Origin of the sequence: Liquorilactobacillus mali (assembly GCF_001437155.1) — a bacterium.
Taxonomy (GTDB): Bacteria; Bacillota; Bacilli; order Lactobacillales; family Lactobacillaceae; genus Liquorilactobacillus; species Liquorilactobacillus mali_A.
In genome coordinates this window covers 1-16590 of sequence record NZ_JQAR01000004.1, presented here as the reverse complement: position 1 = coordinate 16590, position 16590 = coordinate 1, and the positions used below count along the sequence as shown (strand labels likewise).

The 16590-nt window shown below is 36.4% G+C and carries 16 protein-coding genes; 2 read left to right on the top strand and 14 right to left on the bottom strand.

Translation table 11 applies throughout. The annotated features are described in order from the left end of the window. Positions 1–69 precede the first annotated feature (69 nt). From argR to IV36_RS02695, 13 genes are all read right to left on the bottom strand, one after another. Entirely contained in the window at positions 70–534 is a 465-nt protein-coding gene (gene argR / locus IV36_RS02755) for an arginine repressor (protein WP_056990684.1), read from the bottom strand. A gap of 74 nt (positions 535–608) precedes the next feature. Further along, positions 609–1331, bottom strand: coding sequence for a Crp/Fnr family transcriptional regulator (locus IV36_RS02750; RefSeq protein WP_056990683.1), 723 nt, complete (start codon positions 1329–1331; stop codon positions 609–611). Positions 1332–1495: 164 nt separating this feature from the next. After that, the gene (gene recA / locus IV36_RS02745) at positions 1496–2536 is read right to left on the bottom strand and encodes a recombinase RecA (protein WP_056990682.1); all 1041 of its coding nucleotides are present in this window, start codon (positions 2534–2536) and stop codon (positions 1496–1498) included. Between the two features lie 100 nt (positions 2537–2636). Then, the gene (locus tag IV36_RS02740; RefSeq protein WP_056990681.1) at positions 2637–3875 is read right to left on the bottom strand and encodes a competence/damage-inducible protein A; all 1239 of its coding nucleotides are present in this window, start codon (positions 3873–3875) and stop codon (positions 2637–2639) included. Between the two features lie 92 nt (positions 3876–3967). Then, positions 3968–4555: a CDP-diacylglycerol--glycerol-3-phosphate 3-phosphatidyltransferase gene (gene pgsA / locus IV36_RS02735; RefSeq protein ID WP_056990680.1), complete on the bottom strand. Its 588-nt coding sequence runs from the start codon at positions 4553–4555 to the stop codon at positions 3968–3970. A 47-nt stretch (positions 4556–4602) separates the two neighbouring features. Next, on the bottom strand, positions 4603–5490 hold the full coding sequence (locus IV36_RS02730; RefSeq protein ID WP_056990679.1) for a helix-turn-helix domain-containing protein: 888 nt from the start codon (positions 5488–5490) through the stop codon (positions 4603–4605). A gap of 90 nt (positions 5491–5580) precedes the next feature. Then, a complete protein-coding gene (gene ymfI, locus IV36_RS02725) occupies positions 5581–6306 on the bottom strand; it encodes an elongation factor P 5-aminopentanone reductase (RefSeq protein WP_056990678.1) in 726 nt (241 codons plus the stop codon). Beyond that, on the bottom strand, positions 6306–7607 hold the full coding sequence (yfmH, locus tag IV36_RS02720; RefSeq protein ID WP_056990677.1) for an EF-P 5-aminopentanol modification-associated protein YfmH: 1302 nt from the start codon (positions 7605–7607) through the stop codon (positions 6306–6308). Before yfmH ends, ymfI begins: the two co-directional genes overlap by 1 nt. Beyond that, positions 7594–8865 (bottom strand): EF-P 5-aminopentanol modification-associated protein YfmF, encoded by a 1272-nt coding sequence (gene yfmF, locus IV36_RS02715; RefSeq protein WP_056990676.1) that lies wholly within the window; start codon positions 8863–8865, stop codon positions 7594–7596. The genes yfmH and yfmF overlap by 14 nt, the downstream gene beginning before the upstream one ends. Before the next feature lie 178 nt (positions 8866–9043). Further along, complete coding sequence (locus tag IV36_RS02710) at positions 9044–11371, bottom strand: DNA translocase FtsK (RefSeq protein ID WP_156648624.1); 2328 nt, start codon at positions 11369–11371, stop codon at positions 9044–9046. A 59-nt stretch (positions 11372–11430) separates the two neighbouring features. After that, positions 11431–11943 (bottom strand): tRNA (uridine(34)/cytosine(34)/5-carboxymethylaminomethyluridine(34)-2'-O)-methyltransferase TrmL, encoded by a 513-nt coding sequence (gene trmL / locus IV36_RS02705; protein WP_056990675.1) that lies wholly within the window; start codon positions 11941–11943, stop codon positions 11431–11433. Positions 11944–12150: 207 nt separating this feature from the next. After that, the gene (locus IV36_RS02700; protein ID WP_056990674.1) at positions 12151–13008 is read right to left on the bottom strand and encodes a methyltransferase domain-containing protein; all 858 of its coding nucleotides are present in this window, start codon (positions 13006–13008) and stop codon (positions 12151–12153) included. A 15-nt stretch (positions 13009–13023) separates the two neighbouring features. Continuing rightward, positions 13024–13521, bottom strand: coding sequence for a YbaK/EbsC family protein (locus tag IV36_RS02695; protein WP_056990673.1), 498 nt, complete (start codon positions 13519–13521; stop codon positions 13024–13026). A gap of 212 nt (positions 13522–13733) precedes the next feature. Here IV36_RS02695 and IV36_RS02690 point away from each other — a divergent pair, with 212 nt between their 5' ends. Beyond that, complete coding sequence (locus IV36_RS02690; RefSeq protein WP_056990672.1) at positions 13734–14711, top strand: GMP reductase; 978 nt, start codon at positions 13734–13736, stop codon at positions 14709–14711. Between the two features lie 142 nt (positions 14712–14853). Here the strand turns inward: IV36_RS02690 and IV36_RS02685 are convergent, their stop codons facing one another. Next, the gene (locus IV36_RS02685) at positions 14854–15210 is read right to left on the bottom strand and encodes a PTS glucitol/sorbitol transporter subunit IIA (protein ID WP_056990671.1); all 357 of its coding nucleotides are present in this window, start codon (positions 15208–15210) and stop codon (positions 14854–14856) included. A 144-nt stretch (positions 15211–15354) separates the two neighbouring features. Here IV36_RS02685 and IV36_RS02680 point away from each other — a divergent pair, with 144 nt between their 5' ends. Then, the gene (locus tag IV36_RS02680) at positions 15355–16386 is read left to right on the top strand and encodes a lactonase family protein (RefSeq protein ID WP_056990670.1); all 1032 of its coding nucleotides are present in this window, start codon (positions 15355–15357) and stop codon (positions 16384–16386) included. Positions 16387–16590: the final 204 nt, after the last annotated feature.

The window sequence follows — 16590 nt, the reverse complement described above, 5'->3', positions numbered from 1 at the left end:
TATCATACTTGTAAATAATGCTCATTTTTGAAACAAAAGCGTTAAAAATAATTAAAAATTGCTTTACTCTCATGATCTTCCAATTCTCAAATATTTATTGAATAAGTCATTCATGATTTTAGCATCTTCCTTGTCCTTACTGATAACCAAAATAGTATCATATCCAGCAATCGTTCCAACTACCTCTTCTTTTTTGAGATCATCAATAATTGCAGATAAAACATTGGCAGTTCTGGGCAATGTATGTACAACGTTCATTGTTTGTACCAAAGTAACATCTGTCACCGATTCAGAAATTGCAGCATACATCTTCTCTTCTTCAGAAGGTGAGTTTCCCTTGAAAATAGTATAGCGGATGCGTCCACTCCCATTTGGTTCTTTAATAATTCTCATTTCTCTTATATCTCTTGAAATAGTTGCTTGAGTTGCCTTGATACCTTCCTGAGCTAGGACGTCCATTAATTCTTCTTGGGTACCAATCTCATTTTGCGTGATTAATTGTTCAATTTTAGCTTGTCTAACTTCTTTTTTCATATTAATCAACCTCATAAATTCATTTTGGTTTCATTATAGCAAAAAAAGTCTATCACTTCGAATCTTATCCCACATTATAAATAGTCTTTATATTTCCTAAAAAAAGTATACGTAAGCCGTTCTTTTCCAGTTGTACCAACTAGTAAATTTTCATTCCTCAACATTCTATAGGTTTTCCCTACTGTCTCTCTTGTAGTTCCAGCAAGCTTAGCGAGTTTTGCCTGAGTTAGCCACTTAGGAATAACATTTTCAAAAGATTCATTTACCATACCGAATTTTTCACTCATATGTTGTAACATCAAAATAACTCTCATCTGTGGTTGTACATACGAATTTATCATATTACATTTTAAGAAATCAGCGATAATATTACTTTTTTTGTCATCCAAAAAATTCTCAATTGCAATATCGTTATGAACCATTTCTTCAAAATCATTTTTCGTTATTGCTACAATTGTTATATCTGTACAGGCTACCAGATTAAAATTTTTTAAGGTACTTTTCAAAATCATTGAAAACGGCAAGAATTCATTCTTCCCCAAAAAGAATGATCCTTCCGCCTCCCCATTGCAGCTATACACATTTATATTAACTATTCCTTGTGTCAAAAAAAAGAATCTTTGTTTCCCGTTGCTATCAAATATTAACCTCTCACCACGTTTATACCGCAATACCACTGATTTTTCCAAAATTGAAAGTACTCTTGCTTCTTCAAATAACGAAAATAATTCCTTTTTCTTTAATTCACAGAGCACCAAATTTAAATTATCCTGTTGCATAAGCCCCTGATTTTCCATATTATCCCCCCTCATATAGATTATATTCTATTATATTAAATAAAAATATATATTTATTTAATGTAATAACTATTACTTTGCATATAACTACGCAAAAAAAGGAATTTAGCATATTATCCATTCAAGAATGGATAATACATTAAATTCCTTCTGATTTTATTGATTTATTCACTATCTAGAGGTAATTCCGTTGAGACTTCAGCAGCTTCTCCTTCATCTGCAATTCCATATGCCTGTCTTACTTTCAACATAATTTCATGCATAACTTCAGGGTTATCTGCTAAATATTGTTTTGCATTCTCTCTGCCTTGACCAATTCGATCTTCACCATAAGAATACCAAGAACCACTTTTCTTAATAATATCCTTTTCAACTGCCATATCAACGAGCTCACCAGTTTTTGAAATTCCTTCACCGTACATAATATCAACTTCTGCACGTTTAAATGGTGGAGCAACCTTGTTCTTTACAACTTTTATTTTTACACGGTTACCTATAATTTCAGTTCCATCTTTTATCTGTTCAGCTCTTCTGACTTCCAGACGAACAGTCGAATAAAACTTAAGTGCACGACCACCTGGTGTAACTTCCGGATTACCGAACATAACTCCGACTTTTTCACGAATTTGGTTGATAAAAATCGCAATTGTTTTTGTTTTGTTAATAGTTCCTGACAATTTACGTAATGCCTGTGACATCAATCTTGCTTGTAAGCCAACATGAGCATCACCCATTTCGCCTTCGATTTCAGCACGGGGAACCAAAGCTGCAACAGAATCGACAACGACAATATCAATTGCACCTGAAGAAACAAGTGCATCCGCAATCTCTAATCCTTGTTCACCAGTATCCGGCTGTGAAAGGAGCAATTCATCAATATTGACACCTAGTTTTGTTGCATAAGCTGGATCCAACGCATTCTCAGCATCAATATATGCTGCCACCCCACCGTTACTTTGAACTTCGGCAACAGCATGAAGTGCAACTGTCGTTTTACCTGAACTTTCAGGTCCATAGACTTCAACGATTCTCCCACGAGGATATCCACCGACACCAAGAGCCTCATCAAGTGCAAGTGAGCCACTTGAAACTGTTGAAATTTGTGTATCGGCCTTTTCGCCCATACGCATAATTGATCCCTTACCAAAATTCTTTTCTATCTTTTTCAACGCAGCATCAAGAGCTGCTTGTCGTTCATCAGCCAAATTTACTCCTCCTAATAATACCGTATAAACAATCCTTTACAGTCTTATAATACAGATTAATTCTAAAAAAAGCAAGCAAAAAGCGAACAAAAGTTCGATATTAAAGAGACCTTCTTATGTAATCTAGACCAGACAGTGCTGCTCTTTCTCTTATAAAATAACGATTACTTGAGAAATGATATAACTTTGCAGTTGTTTCTTGGCCTTTCATTGCAAGACCTATCCAAACTGTTCCAACTGGTTGTCCTTCTAGTTCTGTAGGGCCCGCAACTCCGGTAAAGGAAATTCCAATATCTGTGCCAAGTTTTTCTCTTACAGAATCAGCCATTTCTTTGGCCGTTTGTTCACTCACAGCTCCTTCATTTTCTAAGGTCTCATGAGAAACACCTAACAAACGTTCTTTAGCTTGGTTTGAATAAGTGACTACCCCACCATAAAACACAGTTGAAACACCAGGAACACTTCCTAAAGTAGATTGAAATTTACCTGCAGTAAGACTCTCTGCAGCTGAAATCGTCAGTTTCCTCTTTTTTAACTGTTCAACTACAACTGCGACCAAACTATTATCGTCGCCGTATCCATACATAAATTCGCCAACACGTTCATCTATCTCGTTCTCTAGTTCATCTAACATCTTTGTAGCAGCAGCTTCTGTTTCGCTACTTGCCGTTAGCCTTAAAGTGACCTCGCTGGTTTTTGCATATGGAGCAATTGTCGGATTAGATTGTCCATCAATTAAATCAGCCAATTTTGTAACCAACATTGACTCACCTATTCCGAAGAAACGTAATACTCTTGAAAATAATCGGTGATCATTAAAATAAGTCTCTTGCAGTCTTGGCTGTGCTTGATGAACGAACATTGGTTTCATTTCACTAGGTGGACCAGGCAACAACAGAAAATCCGTTCCATTTGCGTTCTTAAAATAATTTCCTACTGCAAATCCTGTCTCGTTTTTTAAAGCAATGGAATCCTGAATATAAAGTGCTTGTATTTTGTTGTTTTCAGTCATTGTTTTTCCAGTTTCAGCATAATAGCGCGTAATTTTAGCCATTGCTGCCTCATCCTCAACAAGATCTTTCCCTAAAAACTCTGCAACAGTTTGTTTTGTTAAATCATCTTTTGTTGGCCCAAGCCCTCCTATCAGGATTACAAGTTCACTCCTAGAGGCAGCCCTCTTAACCTCACCTAAAAGGCGTTCCTCATTATCTCCAACTACAGACTCAAAATAAACATCAATCCCCATATCTGCCAACCTTTTTGCAACAAAAGTAGCATTAGTATTAACAATCTGTCCTAAAAGAATTTCTGTTCCAACCGCGATTATTTCTGCATGCATTATTAAATGCCTCCCACTAAATTATATATACGCAAAATTTTAAAAAAACAACCAATCTTTGTATTCAACAATACAGGATTAGTTGTTATTTACTATTTATCAAATGAATCTGCAAATATTTCCCTACTATTCACAAAATATTCGATACCTGAATATACTGTAAAGAATAAGCAAATATATAACAAAATTTCCCCAATCGGAATGCCCACAGCTGCAAAAAAGATGTTATTCAAAAACAGAAAAATAATTGATAACATTTGAGTCGTCGTTTTTATTTTTCCAGGCATTGCAGCTGCAATCACCTTGCCATCATTCTCAACAACAATTAGGCGCAAGCCGGTAACGGCAAGCTCACGACAAACAATTATCGCTGCCACCCATGCAGGTACCTTGCCGATTGAAACTAAAATAATAAAAGCTGTCATCACAAGCATTTTATCAGCCAGAGGGTCGGCAAATTTACCAAAATTCGTTACTAAATGCTGTCTGCGGGCAATTTGTCCATCAGCAAAATCTGTAATTGAAGCAACTGCAAAAATTAATGCCCCTAAAATCTGTGTAGTGGGAATCATGGTGCCACCAACTGAAGCTGTTCCCCAGTCAAGTGGCAGTAACAAAATCAACATAAAAATTGGAATTAAAATAATACGTATTACCGTAAGTTTATTTGGTAAATTCATTAGAAAATAGTCCTCTCAATCCTTTTTTATACTAGTACTTTAAAATACTAGTCCTCTAAATTAATTGTAATCGTCCTAACTGTCAAAGAACTATCGTCCTTTTTATAATTAAACTTCTTACCATTAATTGTCAGTGTAGTAGCTCCAGAATTCCCCAAGTTAATAGTAATCGCTGTTGTTCCGCTTGGTAAACTAACTTCATGACTTTCCCCACTGCTTAAAGTTCCTTGCCATTGTTGTGTCCCATTCGAGGATACCGCACTCCAAGCCTTGCTGCCGTCAACTGAAAGTTTAACGGTATTTGTACTTGCAGGGTTAGTCATTGTGTATACGAATTTCGAACCGCTGCTTGATGCTAAACTAATTTTTGACTTGCTGCTCTTCTCTTTTTTTGTTTTCGAGCTGCTTGAACTCTTTGAAGACGACTTCTTACTTTCACTCGAAGTCGAACTCGATTTCGAGTCCTTTTGTGAAGAAACAGAAACCTTCGAACTGCTCTCAATTTGCTGTGTCTGCGCATCCTCTTGATGCTTACTCCATGCAACATAATAAATAGATCCAAGTATCAATACCACCACTGCAACAACAATGATGGTAGGAAGATAGCCTAAAAAGTGATTAACCTTATTTGATTTCTGGATACTCTCACGAGTAACCTCGCTTCGAGTTTTTGCAGTCTTCTCGACCGCATCATCACTTTCAGTTGCCTTTTGGCTTTCAAATGCACTTAAAAATTCTGTCGGATCTACATCAACACATTCTGCATATTGCTTAATAAATGCTTTGACATAAAAATCTCCTGGCAATGCATCAAAACGTTCATCTTCAATTGCAATCAAATATCTCTTTTGAATTTTTGTGATCTGTTGTAAATCATCTAAGGTATATCCCTTTTCAATTCTTGCAGCTTGTAAACTTTTTCCAATTTCAACCATTTTTAACTCTCCAATATTAGCTTATATCTATAATTATCTAATCTATATTAAGTATATCATAGACAGTTAAATATATTAATTAAGAATTACTTATTTCAACCAACCACCGGTTACATAAATCGTCTGCCCCGTAAGATAACCTGCTTGCTCTTCCAAAGCTACCTTGACCCAATAGCTGATCTCATCCGCAGAAGCAAACCTTCCCATCGGAATTTGCTCATCAATTTCTTCTTTTTGACTATCAGAAAATAACGAATTCATCTTTGTATCAACCGCACCTGGCGCAATTACATTGACAGTGATCCCAAGTGAAGCTACTTCCTTGCTATAGGCTTTTGCAAATGCCGCTAAGGCCCCCTTTGCAGTGCTATAAGCAACCTCCATTGCACTACCCGAGCCACCATATACTGAACCTAGAAAAACAATTCTACCATAACCGTTTTTTGCAAGTTTGTCTTCCAATAATTGAATCAGTCTCAATGGACTAAGTACTTGCATCTGAATGATTTCAGCAGTGTTGTCATACGCACTTTGGCTAAATAATCCATAGTGCGTTGTCCCTTGTGCAAATATCAGTGCATCCAAAGAAAACAGCTGATTCATTATACCTTCAACTTGTTTCAAATCATTGAAATCTGCTTTAATTTGTAAAAAATCCTGTTTTTGATGCTCTGATCTTAACTTTTCAATTAATTTGTTTACCTTGTTGATTCCTGTGTTTGCATGCAAATACAATGACCATCCATCTTTTGCCAAATCAAGCGCAATTTTTTCTCCGATATCTCCAGATGCGCCTACTACCAATGCCCATTTCATTAATCAACATCTTCTTTCGGTAAGACTTGATACACACTAATATTATCAGGTTCAATGAATTCACCAACTGCCTGCAGAATATCTTTCATTTCCAGCTCTTCCAAAATTTTAACTGCATCAAAGCTCAGCGCTCCATCAAATAATTTTCCTTCATGTCGATTTGCAATTCCCTCAAGTGAATTCATTGACTGAATTTGTCTGCCAATAAATTCCTTCTTTGCCAGTATAAATTCTGCTCTCTGGCCGCCAATTGCTTCATTAGCAGTCTTTAACAGTTCCATCACTTTCATAATAAGTTTTTCTGCGTTACTTGTTTCACCACTTATAACACAAAAATGATATCCTCGGCCAACTGAAATATCGTAATCAAAACTATCATCAATTAAGCCTTCATTATATAGTTTATTGTATGCCTCTGAAGATTCACCCATCAACAAGTACATCCCAATATTTAAAGCAATTTTATACTTTAATCCCATTTTACCGGCCGGTAATTCTATATTCCCGCGAATTCCAACCGCAACTTTTGGCCGACTTGTGTCAACCCTGAGTGTGCGATGAGGAATAATGTCATATTTATCATTTATCATTGTCTTACTGTGCATAATCTGGGGAGCACTAGGAAATTGCTTTTTACTTTGATTTTCCTCAACCCATCTGATTACCTCATTTGGATTAATTGCACCCACCACAAACAAATCCATATTACTAGGTTGATAGAAAGTCTGATAACAATCATACAAGTCTTTGCTTGAGATATTTTGAATCGACTCTACAGTGCCTGCTATGTCTTTGCTTAAAGGACTGTGTGGATACAAATTTTCAACTATCCCACTATATAATCGCCAATTATAGTCATCATTATACATCATGATTTCCTGGGTAATTATTCCCTTTTCCTTCTCAACTGATTCCTTCGTAAAATATGGAAATTGCACAAAATCAAGCAAGGTATCAAGACATTTCCTGACATTCTCAACAGTTGAAAAAAGGTAACTCGTTTTTGTATATGAAGTAAATGCATTTGAATCTGCACCTAACTGTCCAAACAATTCAAAAGCGTCATAGTCAGGTTTCTCAAACAATTTATGTTCCAAAAAATGTGCAACTCCGTCTGGCCTGTTCATAATCTTATTATCATCCAATGATGTAAACGTTGAATCTACCGAACCATAATTTACAGTAAAACTTGCATATGTCTTATGAAATCCTACTTTTGGAACCAGATTAACGATCAATCCATTTGGTAATACCTCTTGGTAAACTTTCTCTTCAAAATTAGGATAATCAATTATTTTCATTCTTTACTTCCCCATCTAAAAAGCTGACTGCTTCTAAATGTGCCTTTCCGGCAACCGCGGCGATATCAGCGGTCGTCACACTTTTTATTTTCTCAATCCACTCATTTTCTTGTAGTTCTTTATTCAATAAGCCATTAAACAGTGCTCGACTTAGTAAAACACCCTGATGATCCAACTGGCTTAAATAACTGTTGATCAAAGATCTTTTTGCAGTCTCTACTTCTTTTTCTGTGAAGTTTTCATTTCTTAGTTCTTCTAGCTGTTGGTTAACAATCTGTAAAACCTTGTCTTTGTTCTTTGCTTCAATCCCAGTTTTAACTGAAAGGAATCCACGAAAGCTATCATATGAGCTGCTCGCATAATATGCCAAGCTTGCTTTTTCACGAACATTGACAAACAATTTTGAAAGCGGTTGTCCACCAAACAAGTCATTAAAAATTAAGGCAGCGTAATACTTATTTTCTTGAAAATAGACAGGCAACGAATATCCAAGATTTAATTTAGCTTGACTGATTTCAAGATGATGAACACGTTCCTTAACCTGAGTTTGCAATGGTTGTACATAAAACAACGGTACTTTCTCAGGATACCTATCAGAAAAATTAAGACTAGCAGCTATTTTTTTTGCTTTTTCAACTGTCACATCACCTGAAATAATTATCTCGACTTGATCATTGTTAATGCATTCAACGTAATACTTGTATAGTTCTTCATTTGTAATCCTAGCTAGACTTTCAACATCTCCAAATGAAGGAAGCGCTTGCCCGTCATCTTCAAAAAAGGCATTATTCAATTCAAGTGTCGCAAATAACTGTCTGTCATCTTTGACCGAGCCGATATAGTCAGCCAGAACTTCCTTTTGTCTCTCAAAAGTCTTTGGATCAAAGCGGTTACCATCTAACAGTGGTTTAAAAATAATTTCCTTTAAGAAATTGATTCCTTGTTCCAATAATTGACTATTAGTATTCAAAAAATGTTCATTGACGCATTCCAAGTTAAAGCTTAACGCATGAATATTTCCCTTTCTTTCTGTAGAAACACCAAACCCTGCACCATACATCCGTGCAAGTTCTTCTGATAATATCTTCTGACTAGGATATTTCTGACTGCTATTTTCCAAAATACCAGCTAAAAGCAAGCGCTTGGTTAATGATTCAGACTTCAATGGAGTTATCAAATCCACTGCTATTCTAGTTGTTTTAAATTGTTTGGTTGAAATCAACGATAAACTAACACCCGGATTTAAGCTTATACGCACTTATTTTTCCTCCCTAAATATTCATAGACCTAATAATAAGCGAAAAAAATACAAAAAACAATCTGACTTTCAGCATACATTCACATCTCAAACTAATAAGGGATTGCCCAAAAGATACTTCAGCGCAATCCCTTATCTATAGCCAGCCATCTTGTTCTTTGTATACCTTTTTAACTTGCTATTCTTCCATTGTTGAATCATCATCTCTTTGAACAAACACTTTACGAGGTTTGCTGCCCTCAGATGGGCCGATCATACCATGTGCCTCCAACTCATCTACAAGTCTAGCGGCGCGATTATATCCGATCCTAAAACGGCGCTGAAGCATTGAAATGCTGCATGACTGTTCTCTTGCAATTAACTTAACTGCATCCTCAAACAATTCATCTTCTGCATCATCAGGCTGATTTTGCTGTGTTTCTTCATCTGAGACAATTAACGATTCATCATACTCCGCTGGCTGTTGTTCTTTTACAAAAGCCACTATGTTTGCCACATCTTGATCAGAAATAAATGCACCTTGAACCCTGATTGGTTTATTAAGTCCCATTGGAAGAAACAACATATCTCCTCGGCCTAATAATTTTTCTGCACCATTTGAATCAATAATTGTTCGTGAGTCAGTACCACTTGAAACCGCAAAAGCCATCCGTGAAGGAACATTTGCTTTTATCAAACCAGTAATAACATCGACTGAAGGGCGCTGAGTCGCTAAAATCATATGAATTCCAGCAGCACGTGCCATTTGTGCCAACCTAATAATCGCATCCTCAACTTCATTTGAAGCTACCATCATCAAGTCAGACAATTCATCAACCACGATTACAATATAAGGCAACAGTTGTTCAGCTGTCTTCATTTCCTTATTTTGCCGTTCTACCATCTCATTATACCCAGCAATGTTTCTCTGACCCGTGTTTGCAAAGAGCTCATAGCGGCGTTCCATTTCCTCAACCAACTTATTTAGAGCCTTTGCAGCTTTTTTAGGATTTGTCACAACAGGTGTCAACAAGTGGGGAATCCCATTATAGACACCCAATTCAACTTTCTTTGGATCGACCAGCATCAACTTGACTAAATGCGGTGGACAGTTCATTAATAAACTTGTAATAATTCCATTAATTGCAACCGACTTTCCGCTACCAGTAGAGCCTGCAATCAACAAATGGGGCATTTTGCCTAAGTCAGCTGTAACAAGATTACCTGCAATATCCCTTCCTAGAGGCACCTCTAATAATTTAGAATGTTGTCTCTTTTGTTCCTCAATTATACTTCTGAATGAGACGGTTGATACTTTCTGATTAGGGACTTCAATACCAATCAGTGACTTGCCAGGAATCGGTGCTTCAATCCTAATGTCTTTAGCTGCTAGCGCTAAGGCCAAATCATCCGTCAATCCAACAATTTTGCTAACTTTCACACCAATTGCAGGATGTAACTCATATTTGGTAACAGAGGGACCTAAGATCGCTTTTTTTATCTCGACATCAACACCAAAGCTTTTGAATGTCTCCTTAAGAACCTTAGTATTATGCTCAATTTTCTTATACTCATCGCTTTGATCTTCTGCTGCAACTTCTTGCAGCAACTCTGTACCTGGTAACTTATAGTCTGGATTCACTGAATTTCCGGTAATAAGTACTTCGCCACTACTATCATCTCTAGTACTCTTACCAGTTGACTCTTCAGCCTCATTAGTCTCATTTTTTTCTGTATTCCAACTATTAGTTTTGACAAATTCTGTCTCAGTAACATGTTCCTGCTCTTTTATCTGTTCCTGTTGAGTATTATCTGCAACAATCTGTTGTTTCTGCTGCGCAAGTTCCTTTTGTTTTTTTACAATTTTTTGTTCATGTGATTCCTTATTATGCTTTTTTATCTTGATATAACCACTTTTAACTGTTTCAAACAGTTTTCTTAATACAACACTACAGCCCCTTATGAAGTAGTTAGCAGTAACTCCAATTACCTGTAAAACCTTAGTAAACGATACTTCAAAAAAAACGCACAAACTAAGGACGGCAAGGACCGAACCGAATATATAAGTCCCTACCTGCGAAAATAGAAAATAAGCTGGAGCATAGAAAAATGCACCCAGCATTCCCCCGCCTACACTCGTCCCAATATCACCAGCTACTAGGTCATTTTGGAGATACTGCCACGTAATATTAATGAAATGAGAATGCAAATCAAGCTTGCCAAACAACATCGCATGCAATACCAACAGTAAGGACAATATAAGACCGCTTAATCCCCAAACCCAATTTTTCTTTAGCTTTGGCTCAGTTCCAGAAACTAGAAGATAGGCTCCAAGTACAACAAGTGCAGCCAAGCCGATTACTGCTACATCTCCTAGAAAAATACGGAAAAGATTCAAGCACAATATTCCTAGAAATCCCAATTTAAAAATTCCAAACACACCAAAGAAAATAAAAAAGGCTCCACAAATCCTATTGGACTCTCTCTTTTTAGCCTTGATACTTGGTTTTCTTTTTCTCTGTGCCACCTTTTTCACCTCGATATATATCTGACTCAATTCTAACATAACAAATGCTCAGATATTGTCTACTTCAATTTGTCATTCTCATAAAGATGTGTTTGCTCTAAATCAGGAAAGTTTTGCTGCCTTAAAACTTCAAAAATTACAATTGCTGCACTATTGGATAAATTTAAGGCTCTGATATTTTTATCGTTTTGCGGGATACGAATACATTTCTCCATATTTGCACGCATAAATGGTTCAGGCAACCCTGTCGTCTCTTTTCCAAACAAAAAATAGTGGTTCTTGTTTGTGTCAGAATAATCTGCTTGAGCGTATGACCTAGTTGCAAATTTTGAAACTAGATACAGTTCATCATTTTCACCCAGAGAGTCCATAAAAGCTGGTAGATTTTTATGATAAGTAATCTTGACCTTGTCCCAATAATCAAGACCAGCTCTTTTAAGATATTTATCATCAGTTGAAAATCCAAGCGGCTCAATTAGATGCAGTTCTGTATTTGTTCCAGCACACGTTCGCGCAATATTACCCGTATTTGCTGGCATTAATGGTTCGAATAAAACAATATGATTTGTCATTTTAGATAGGTCTCCATTCACAAAAATTTACAATAAAAAAAGCGTAACTGTTCGGTGTGGGCACGGCGAACAGTTACGTTAAATGAAGTACAATTATGTAATGACTAACAATGAAAATCGATAATCACTAAAAACCGATTTCTTGAAATTATATTACCATGCCCTTATTAAGTTTTCAAGGTTTTCTTACAAAAAAATTAATTTTTATTAGCTTTTAACAACTAAAACCGAAACATCGATAGTTATCTCATCCAATTTGTTGCTCAGAGCCTGTTCAAGTTTCTCGGAGTCTGCTCCCCAATGAAGAGGAGTCATATACACAAGGTTTTCAAATAATTCTGGCGTTAAATTGAAGGAATACCTAAGTTGTTCGACTTTTGCAGTCGGATAGTTCTCCCTAAATAATTCTAATACATCATGATTACTATATGAATAGTTCTTGTCGCCTTCGTCGTATAGAAGATGCCGTAATTCAATTAAATAATTACTATTAGGAATAATTTTAATCAGTGAACCGCCTGGAGCAAGTACCCGCTTAAACTCACTGTATGATGAAGGTGAAAACATATCAATGACAACATCGAAAACACCCTCGTTAAAAGGAAGTTTTGCCAGATCCGCGATACAATAAAATGCGTTACTTTCTCGTTTAGCTGCTAGATTTATTGCTCGTTTTGAAATATCAAAACCTATCATTACATCTTCACTATTCTGCCGCCTGTTTTCAATGTACGAAAGTGTTGATCCCTCACCACATCCAACATCTAATATTCGCTGTCTTTCTTCAGTACCAATAATTGATGTTATTTTTTCCGCAATTGGCTCGAAAAAACCAGCCGTCTGAATTTTTGCTCGCGAATTCCACATCCTATCGTCATCATAGTCGCTTGTTATTTGATGTGTCAGGAGATACAATGTTCCCTTTTTTGAAAAATCAAAATTATGACCATTCTTACAGATTACACTATAAGGTTGAGTATCTACAAAACTCGATCTACAAACAGGACAGACAAACATATCAATATTCTGTGCAACAAAATGTAACTTTTTCTCGATTTTTTTCAAGTTCGTCTCCCTACTCTACTGGACCTTCAAATATTTTCCTGCAACAAGTTCAACTAAATCACTTTGCTTTAGACGAACTGAACGTCCAACCTTGCCAGCTGAAACCGATATTTCTTCGTATTCTTTAATACGTTCGTCAAAATAAATAGGAAAACCCTTGCGAATATTTATGCCAATTGGTGTATTAGCTCCGTGAACATATCCTGTAATATTAATTAGTTTCTTATTGTCTGCGAGATGAACCTGCTTTTTATTCAGCTGGTTAGCGATCAACTTCAGGTCGATTTCAAATTCTAATGGCAAACAGACTACAAGATAATCATTTTCATCATCGCTTCCCTTTAATACTATAGTCTTCAGGATACTTTTGGGTGGCACCCCTACGGCTTCAGCCTCACCTAACGCATCTGCTCCTTTTTCTAACCAATTGAAAAAAACTTCCTGATATTTTACATGATGCTGATCAAGAATTCTTTCATCATTTGTTTTTTTGATTTTCTCTTTTTTTGACATTTTACTTACTCTCCTCAATATAATTCATCATATTGATTATAACCCGTACTAAGAATTTAGTCATTCTCAGAACAAAACACGAATATTCATCATACTTTTCCTACTTTCAATTTGACTTTTATCACATATTGCTGTAACTTACAATGTGTTTGTCGTTTTGATAAACGTATTCACCGAATTATGTGTTCAATAAAGAATGAGAGGTTTTAAAAATGTCTGTATTCGATTATGAAGATATTCAATTAGTTCCAAATAAGTGTATCGTTAAAAGTCGGTCTGAAGTTGACACCACTGTTAAGTTTGGCCCAATGACTTTCAAAATTCCCGTAGTCCCAGCAAATATGCAAACAATAATTGATGAACCACTTGCTATCTGGCTAGCTCAAAATGGTTATTTTTATATCATGCATCGCTTTGAAGAAAATAAAAGAACAGCTTTCGTACAGATGATGCATTCCAAAGGGCTTTTTGCTTCAATTTCGGTTGGCGTGAAATCAAATGAATACAAATTAATAGATGAACTAACTGCACTCAGAGCCATTCCAGAATACATCACTATCGATGTTGCCCACGGTCACTCTGACACAGTCATTGAAATGATCAAGTATATTAAGAAAAAGCTTCCTGGCACTTTTGTAATTGCTGGAAATGTCGGTACTCCAGAGGGTGTTCGTGAACTCGAGAATGCTGGTGCCGATGCAACAAAAGTTGGAATTGGTCCTGGTAAGGTTTGCATTACAAAACTTAAAACCGGTTTTGGTACTGGTGGTTGGCAATTAGCTGCAGTTCGTCTCTGCGGAAAGGCTGCAAGTAAACCAATCATTGCAGATGGTGGAATTCGCCACAATGGCGATATTGCAAAGTCGATTCGTTTTGGCGCCTCAATGTGTATGATTGGTTCGCTGTTCGCTGGTCATAAAGAAAGCCCGGGTGAAATCATCGAGCAAAACGGCGAGAAGTTTAAGACATACTTTGGTTCAGCATCACAATATCAAAAGGGCCAATACAAGAACGTCGAAGGAAAGAAGGTACTAATTCCTTATCGCGGTTCTATTGCCGACACATTGCGCGAGATGCGTGAGGATTTGCAGTCGTCAATCTCTTATGCTGGTGGTCGAGAATTAAATTCATTAAGAAAAGTTGATTATGTTATCGTAAAAAATTCAATTTTCAATGGAGATAATATCTAACAAGTATTTTTAAAAATAAAAATGTAACAAAAAGGAAGCTAGGTCGATTACCCTTTAACCTAGCTTCCTTTTTAATTACACGTACCCATTTCTCCTCTTGAGTCATGCTTCTTTTATATTCAATTCTGTGTCAAGTCTAGTTCTAGTAGTACTTAATAACACTTCCAACAGAGATATTTGGTAATTTATATGGTTCTAAATAAATTCCGCTATGCTGTGGTTTTTCAGGAACTGGTGCAAAGAACAAAGTAGCATGACCAATCATTTCCATATTACTTTGAACCAGTTCTCCAATATGTTTTATTTCATAAACTTGGTCATCAATCTGAATGTTTTTCAGACTTTTAATATCTCTTTTTTTAATATCTGAATTTATAAAATGTTGTACCACAGATACTCGTCTTAATTGGACTGATGCTGTTTCATCAAAAAGAATCATCAACGGATCGTCTTTTGAAATAGCTTCTGGTCCGATTTCAACAACCTTTGCTTCTAGCATACTACTGACCCCTTCTCCACTAAGTGTTTGTCTCTACCAATTATTGTATCACATTGTAGCTGAACTTTACTAAGTAATTGTTACCGTTTTTATAAGATATGATATACTTATAAAAAATAATAAACACACTGAGGAGGACATATATTGACTCAAAAAATTCTATTTGGTACTTACACTAAAAAAGCTTCTAAAGGTATCTATGAAGCAATTCTCGATGAAAATAAAAAACGATTATCCACACCCAAATTATTTATTCAACTAGATAATCCCACTTATCTGCAAAGTAATTCTGCTGGTCAAGTCTTTACCGTTGCAAAAGACAAGGATTTGGGTGGCATCGCAAGTTTTTCTGGCAAAACGGCTCCTAAACTTATCAATACACAAACGGCTGCTGGTGCGCCTCCCTGCTATGTTGGACTAGATAATGAGCATCATCTAGTCTTTGCTGCGAACTATCATAAGGGTACAGTCACAGTCTACAAAGTCGATTCAGATGGTGTATTAACAACTGTTAATGAAGTTAAGCATACTGGTCATGGTCCACTACCAGAACAAGATACAGCAAAAATCCATTTTACTGATTTGACTCCGGATAAACGTCTGGTTGTCTGTGATTTGGGATCCGATAAGGTCTATACTTACGATATTAGTTCAACTGGACAATTAAGTTTAGTCGCAACCTTTGAAACAGCTCCTGGCTTCGCCCCGCGTCATATCGTTTTCCATCCAAATGGTAAATTTGCTTATCTTGTTGGTGAACTCAGCAACCACATATCTACGTTGTCTTACGACAGTCACACTGGCAAATTTGATTTACTTCAGACACTTGCAACGATTCCCGAGACATTTGATACCGCTCATAACGGGGTTGCAGCAGTTCGTATTTCATCTGATGGTAAATTCGTCTATGTCTCTAATCGTGGTCACAATACAATTGCTGCGTTCAAAGTCAATCCTGATTTCACACTCAGTCATTCTGGCTACACATCAACAGAAGGTGAATTTCCACGTGATTTTGCACTAGATTCAACTGAAAAATTTCTGGTTGTCACTAACCAAAACACCGACAATGCTACACTTTTTGAACGTTCCAGTACAGATGGTTCACTTACTCTACTTCAAAAAGATATCCCTGTGCCTGAGGGAGTCTGTGTCTCTTTTGCGCGTTTCGATTAATTTTTCGACACAAGAAAAAAAGCGTGGCATAATTCAGTAAAATTTGAATCTAATAGGAATTGTAAATATAGCACGTTCTTTGCTATGAATAATTCGGGATTTGTTGGAAAAATTTAACTTGCGACACGTGTTTATACGAAATAATAGGAGGCTGTGACATAAGTCTCCATAATAAAGGCCGGTTTGGAAAAATCTTTGGTTTTT

Coding starts and splice junctions, on each gene's coding strand:
- IV36_RS02690 (WP_056990672.1), top strand. CDS start 13,734: ATGTCTGTATTCGATTATGAAGATATTCAATTAGTTCCAAATAAGTGT.
- yfmH (WP_056990677.1), bottom strand. CDS start 7,607: ATGAAAATAATTGATTATCCTAATTTTGAAGAGAAAGTTTACCAAGAG.
- IV36_RS02695 (WP_056990673.1), bottom strand. CDS start 13,521: ATGTCAAAAAAAGAGAAAATCAAAAAAACAAATGATGAAAGAATTCTT.
- IV36_RS02750 (WP_056990683.1), bottom strand. CDS start 1,331: ATGGAAAATCAGGGGCTTATGCAACAGGATAATTTAAATTTGGTGCTC.
- argR (WP_056990684.1), bottom strand. CDS start 534: ATGAAAAAAGAAGTTAGACAAGCTAAAATTGAACAATTAATCACGCAA.
- IV36_RS02685 (WP_056990671.1), bottom strand. CDS start 15,210: ATGCTAGAAGCAAAGGTTGTTGAAATCGGACCAGAAGCTATTTCAAAA.
- pgsA (WP_056990680.1), bottom strand. CDS start 4,555: ATGAATTTACCAAATAAACTTACGGTAATACGTATTATTTTAATTCCA.
- IV36_RS02730 (WP_056990679.1), bottom strand. CDS start 5,490: ATGGTTGAAATTGGAAAAAGTTTACAAGCTGCAAGAATTGAAAAGGGA.
- IV36_RS02740 (WP_056990681.1), bottom strand. CDS start 3,875: ATGCATGCAGAAATAATCGCGGTTGGAACAGAAATTCTTTTAGGACAG.
- ymfI (WP_056990678.1), bottom strand. CDS start 6,306: ATGAAATGGGCATTGGTAGTAGGCGCATCTGGAGATATCGGAGAAAAA.
- trmL (WP_056990675.1), bottom strand. CDS start 11,943: ATGACAAATCATATTGTTTTATTCGAACCATTAATGCCAGCAAATACG.